General features: G+C 73.5%; 4 protein-coding genes. 1 reads left to right on the forward strand and 3 read right to left on the reverse strand.

Annotated elements, in window-relative coordinates; translation table 11 throughout:
- Positions 1-2181: 2181 nt before the first annotated feature.
- Positions 2182-2481 carry a YciI family protein gene (locus IE170_RS00005; RefSeq protein WP_189807207.1) on the reverse strand — a complete coding sequence of 100 codons (300 nt, stop codon included), beginning with the start codon at positions 2479-2481 and terminating at the stop codon, positions 2182-2184.
- Positions 2482-2506: 25 nt separating this feature from the next.
- On the opposite strand from IE170_RS00005, the gene IE170_RS00010 reads away from it, so the two are divergent.
- Positions 2507-3184, forward strand: a complete 678-nt coding sequence (locus IE170_RS00010; RefSeq protein WP_189807208.1) for an endonuclease V — start codon at positions 2507-2509, stop codon at positions 3182-3184.
- Between the two features lie 24 nt (positions 3185-3208).
- Here the strand turns inward: IE170_RS00010 and IE170_RS00015 are convergent, their stop codons facing one another.
- Together IE170_RS00015 and IE170_RS00020 are read right to left on the reverse strand one after the other, a co-directional pair.
- A complete protein-coding gene (locus IE170_RS00015; protein ID WP_229884521.1) occupies positions 3209-4393 on the reverse strand; it encodes a saccharopine dehydrogenase family protein in 1185 nt (394 codons plus the stop codon).
- A 300-nt stretch (positions 4394-4693) separates the two neighbouring features.
- A partial coding sequence (locus IE170_RS00020) for a hypothetical protein (protein WP_373298928.1) occupies positions 4694-5119 on the reverse strand: 426 nt, incomplete at its 5' end.

The following is a 5119-nucleotide window of genomic DNA, read 5'->3' on the forward strand; positions in this document are numbered from 1 at the left end:
CCTTGACCGACCGACCCGCCCCGGAGGCATTTTTTTCTGCCGGGGCCGCCCCCGGGGAATGACCCTGGAGGGACGAGGCCTATCGGGCAGGATCACAGAGCCCGGCCCCAAGCCCCAAGAGCCCCCTTCGCCCCACCGGCATCGGCAGACCCGTCGGCGGAAGCCGAAAGGGCCGTGCCTGCACGAAACAACGACCAGAGCATCACCGGAACGCAGGAGCGCCCCAGATCGCTACGTGAGCATCCTCGGCTCGGCGGCCGTCGGCCGTCAGGGGCCCGGAAGCGCGACAGATCGCTACAGGGGCGCCCTTTGTCGGCGGCTGTCCACCGTGGCTGGGCTGGGGAGAGGGGTGCTGCTGTCGTCCTGTCGTCAGAAGTCGATATCGGAGGAGTGTGGAGCGTGCAGAGGCGCTTTGCTGCTCCTGACGAGCTGGAGGCCGGACAGTCTGGGAGATGGCAGCGGCCTGGGCCGCTTCGCGCCCCACGACGGCCGTTCGCCGTCGAGCAGGCGGAAGTGGGCAGGGGGCAGCTTCGCTGCCCTGGATGAGGAGTTGGCTGCCGAGGGGGGAGGGAGCGGTAGTGAGCGGGGCGCTGCGCTGCCCCGCACGGTGGGCCGCCCCCGAGAGGGGCAGGGGAGGGAGCCGGGCGCTGCGCTGACCCTGAGGGAGGGATAGCCGCCGAGCAGCGATAGCACGGGTGCCTGGGCGCTTTGCGGCACCTGGCGGGCGGTCAGTTGCGCGGCGTGCAAGCGGATGTGGCCGTTTGCGGCGTGTGCCCGTCCTGGACGACCTGGGGGTCGCCGGGACTGCTGGAGCACCGAAGGAGCTGGACCCTTCGCGGTCCAGGGCGGCCTTCAGCCGCCGAACAGCGGGAGCGTGTGGCAAGCTGCGGCGGTCCGTGGCCCCCCATGACCGCCGCCCGCCGAACGACGGCGCTCACATGGCGATCGGGGGGCGCTCCACGGGCCTGAGGGTCGATGGCCGCCGAAAGGCCCGGCACGCGGACTGGCGCGCTGCGCCGCAGTCGGCGTCGGCCGCCTCGCAACCGACACGCCTGCAGCTGGGGGCGTCTGCCTGCGTCAGACGGCGGTCCGGTGGTGACCAGAGGAGCCTCACCCGGTGATGTGTCGCGTCGGCTCCTGCCGCCCGACGCTGAGAACAGAGGGCGTGAACGTAGTGATTCACCGAGTCGCCTGGCGGCAGCGGGCGGTTGGCCGCCGAGCAGGAGGCGCGAACGTGCTGACGAATTCCGCCTTCTGGCGGCTGACGGTTGCTGAGCAGACGGGCCCTTGTAGAGATCTGACGCGTCTCCTGGCTGATGATGGCGGCACGGTCGCCGGGCCGAGTGCGCGTATGCCGCGACGTGCTGCGCCTCCCAGCCGCGGTCGGCAGTAAGCCGCCGACCAGACGGCGCTCTGTGGCGATCTGTCGCGTTTGCTCGCCCCGGACAGCCGACGGCCGCTGAGCCGAGAGCGTGTACGTAGCTATCTGTCGCGCTTCCGGGCCCCTGACGGCCGCCCGCCGCCAAGCCGAGGGCGCCCCTGTAGCGATCTGTCGCGCTTCCGGGCCCCTGACGGCCGCCCGCCGCTGAGCCGAGGGCGCCCCTGTAGCGATCTGTCGCGCTTCCGGGCCCCTGACGGCCGCCGGCCGCCAAGCTGAGGATGCTCACGTAGCGATCTGGGGCGCTCCTGCGTTCCGGTGATGCTCTGGTCGTTGTTTCGTGCAGGCACAACCCTTTCGGCTTCCGCCGACAGGTCGGCTGATGCCGGTGGGCGAAAGGGGCACCCGGGGCGGGGGATCGGGCTCTGTGATCCTGCCCTCTGCGGCTCGTCCCTGCAGGGTCATTCCCCGGGGGCGGCCCCGGCAGAAAAAAAATGCCTCCGGGGCGGGTCGGTCGGTCAAGGGTGGCCCGCAAGGGCCATCGCGCAGCGACGCGACGACGAAGGAGGAGCGCCCTTGAGGGACCGGCCCGCCCCGGACACCATCAACTGCCGGGGACACCACCGGCAACCTCCCCGATCCCGACCGACCGGCTACCGGCCAACCCCGCCGCCGCCTCCCCGCACCGTACGGTCGGCTCCCGCTCTGGTGCCCCCGCCGCCTCCCGGCGTCGCGTGCTCGGTTTCGGTCCGCGTCCCCGCCGTCGGCCCTCCGATGCCGATTGGTCGATTTCCGGCCCCCGTCTACCCCTGCGGCGTCTCCCGTGCCGCCTCCAGGGACGGGGACGTCTTCGTCGCGATGAACTCCGTGATGCGGTATTCGCAGAGGCCCGCGGTGGTGAAGGGGTCCTCCGCGGCGATCTTTTCGATCTCCTCGCGGGAGACGCCCGCCGCCAGGATGATGCCGCCGTCGCGGGGGACCTTGCGGCCCGAGGCGAGGAAGACGCCCGTCGCGTAGTGGGCGTCCAGCCACGCGATGTGGGCGTCGAGCTGTTCCTCGACGGCTTCGAGGGGTGCGATGTAGGTGAGCTCCATGACGAACATGGAGGTGAGGCTACTCTCGCATCACATGACCATGGTGAAGACCCCCGCCGACGAGGCCGAGGCCCGGGCGATACAGGACGAACTGCGCGCTGCCGTCGTGCTCGACGAGGTCGGGCCGCCGCCGGGGCGCGGGCTCGTCGCCGGCGTGGACGTCGCGTACGACGACGAGCGCGACCTGGTGGCCGCCGCGGCCGTCGTGCTCGACGCCGCGACGCTCGACGTCTTCGAGGAGCGGACCGCCGTCGGGCGCGTCAGCTTTCCGTACGTGCCCGGCCTGCTCGCCTTCCGGGAGCTGCCGACCGTCCTCGCGGCGCTCGACGCGCTGTCCGCGCCGCCGGACCTCGTCGTCTGCGACGGCTACGGCCTCGCGCACCCCAGGGGCTTCGGGCTGGCCTGCCACCTCGGGGTGGTGACGGGGCTGCCCAGCATGGGGGTCGCGAAGAACCCGTTCACCTTCACCTACGACGAGCCCGGTGCCCGCCGCGGTGACGCCGCCGCGCTGCTCGCGGGCGACGGCGGTGTCGTCGGGAGGGCGCTGCGGACGCAGGACGGGATCAAGCCGGTGTACGTGTCGGTGGGTCACCGGATCTCGCTCGACAACGCCTGCGCCCACGCCCTCGCGCTCAGCCCGCGGTTCCGGATCCCCGAGAGCACCCGCCGGGCGGACTCGCTGTGCCGGCGGGCGCTGCGCGAGGCGTCCTGACGGGCCCGCCGGCGGGCGCGGGGCTCAGCGGGCCGAGGCGACGCGGAAGCGGATGCCGGCCTTCTGGAGGCGGTCCAGCAAGGAGTCGCCCATCGCGACGGCCGTGGTGAGCTGCCCGGCCCGCTGCGGCAGGGCGTCGTACGCCAGGCAGAGGGCCGACTCGGCCAGCATCTTCGCCGTTTCGCCGTAGCCCGGGTCGCCGCCCGAGACCTCGGTGAGGACGCGGCGGCCGCCGCCCTCGCCGACGAAGCGGACGGTGAACCAGCTGCGGGCCCGGCGCTCGGCGTCGGGGCCGCGGCCCGGCTCCCAGCGGTCCATCAGCCACTGCCGGGCGGGCGGCAGCTGTGCCAGTGCGGCGGTCGCGCCGACGGCCGCGGTGCCGCCGAGGGCGAAGGGGAGGTGTTTGACCGAGGCGTAGTGGCGGTAGCGGAAGTCGGGCCCGTAGCGGTCGAGCGCGGCGGCGGACCGCGTGACGATGCGCGGGTCCAGGGTCGGCAGGGGCAGGCCCCAGGTGCCGGTCTCCCGGCTGAACCGGGGTACGCCGAGGGGCCCGCGGATGCGGCGGCCGGGCAGCCGGTGCTCGTGGAGGCGGCGTTCGCGGGCGGCGGCGAGCGTCTGCGGGGCGCGGCCCATGGCGGTGAGGGCGGAGGCGAGGGTGCCGCCGGAGAACAGGGCGTTGGAGCGCATGAAGCCGTCCACGCGGATCGGGACGTCCCGGGGGAGCTGCGCGACGGTGAAGTAGGTGCCGAGGTCGGCGGGGATGGAGTCGAAGCCGCAGGCGTGGACCAGCCGGGCGCCGGTCTCCCGGGCCTGCGCGTCGTGCAGGACGTACGTGCGGTCGACGAACTCCGGCTCGCCGGTGAGGTCGACGTAGTCGGTGCCGGAGGCGGCGCAGCCGGCGACGATCTCGCCGCCGTACAGGACGTACGGTCCGACCGTGGTGGCGAGGACGCGGGTGGCGGCGGCGAGTTCCCGTACGGCCGCCGGGTCGGAGGCGTCGGCCCGGATCAGCGGGACGTCCGCGGCGGCGGGGTGGAGGGCGGCGAGGCGGTCGCGGAGCCGTTCCAGCTTGCCGAGGTCGCGGGCGGCGAGGGCCCACCGGCAGTCGGCGGGGGCGTTCGCGGCGAGGTACTCGGCGGTCAGGGCGCCGACGAAGCCGGTCGCGCCGAAGAGGACGACGTCGTGGGGCCGGCCCGCCTCCTCCTTCACCGCGCGTCCGGCGGCCTCGTCGGCTCGGTCCGCGCGGTCGTCCCGATCGGCCGCCTGGTCCCGGCGCCCTTCCCGGGCCGGGTTCCGCTCCCCGTTCCCGGTCCCCTTCCGGGCCCCTTCTTTCCGTCCCGCCGTCGGACCGGCCTGTCGAACCTCTTCGTTCATCACGGCTCCTCCCAGCTCGTACTGGTGGCCGAGGCTAGCGTGTGCCGGAGGAGTGACGGGCGGCGCCCCGGCGGCGGCCGGGGAGGCCGCCGGCGGGGCGCCGGGAGGGGTGTCGGGGCGGGCGGCCGACGGGGGTCAGTCCTCCTGGTACAGGCCGAAGGCGTCGACGATGAGGTCGATGTCGCCGTCGCTCTGGTTCCAGAAGTCGATGATGCCGTTGTCGCCGGTGCTGGCCTGGACGAGGTTGGGGACGGTCTTGCCGCGGGTCCAGTTGAGGGTGGAAGAGGTCGGTGCGGCGGGCCAGTCCTCGGTGCCGTTCTCGTAGTCGGCCAGCGAGTTCGGGTCGGGGGCGACGGCGAGGAAGCCATTGTCCGTGGGGTTGGTGACGGTGCTGTTGAGGACGAATCCCGTGATGCCCGGGGCGTCGTACGACAGGGGCATCCAGATGTAGCCGCGGCCTCCGAGGGGGCCGCCGTCCCAGTCCGCGGGGTCGCGGGTGTCGAGGAGGCGCTGCGGGTCGAAGGCGACGTAGGCGCTCTTGCTGCCGGGGCTGTAGTAGCC

The organism is Streptomyces toxytricini (assembly GCF_014649915.1).
GTDB classification, from domain to species: Bacteria; Actinomycetota; Actinomycetes; order Streptomycetales; family Streptomycetaceae; genus Streptomyces; species Streptomyces toxytricini.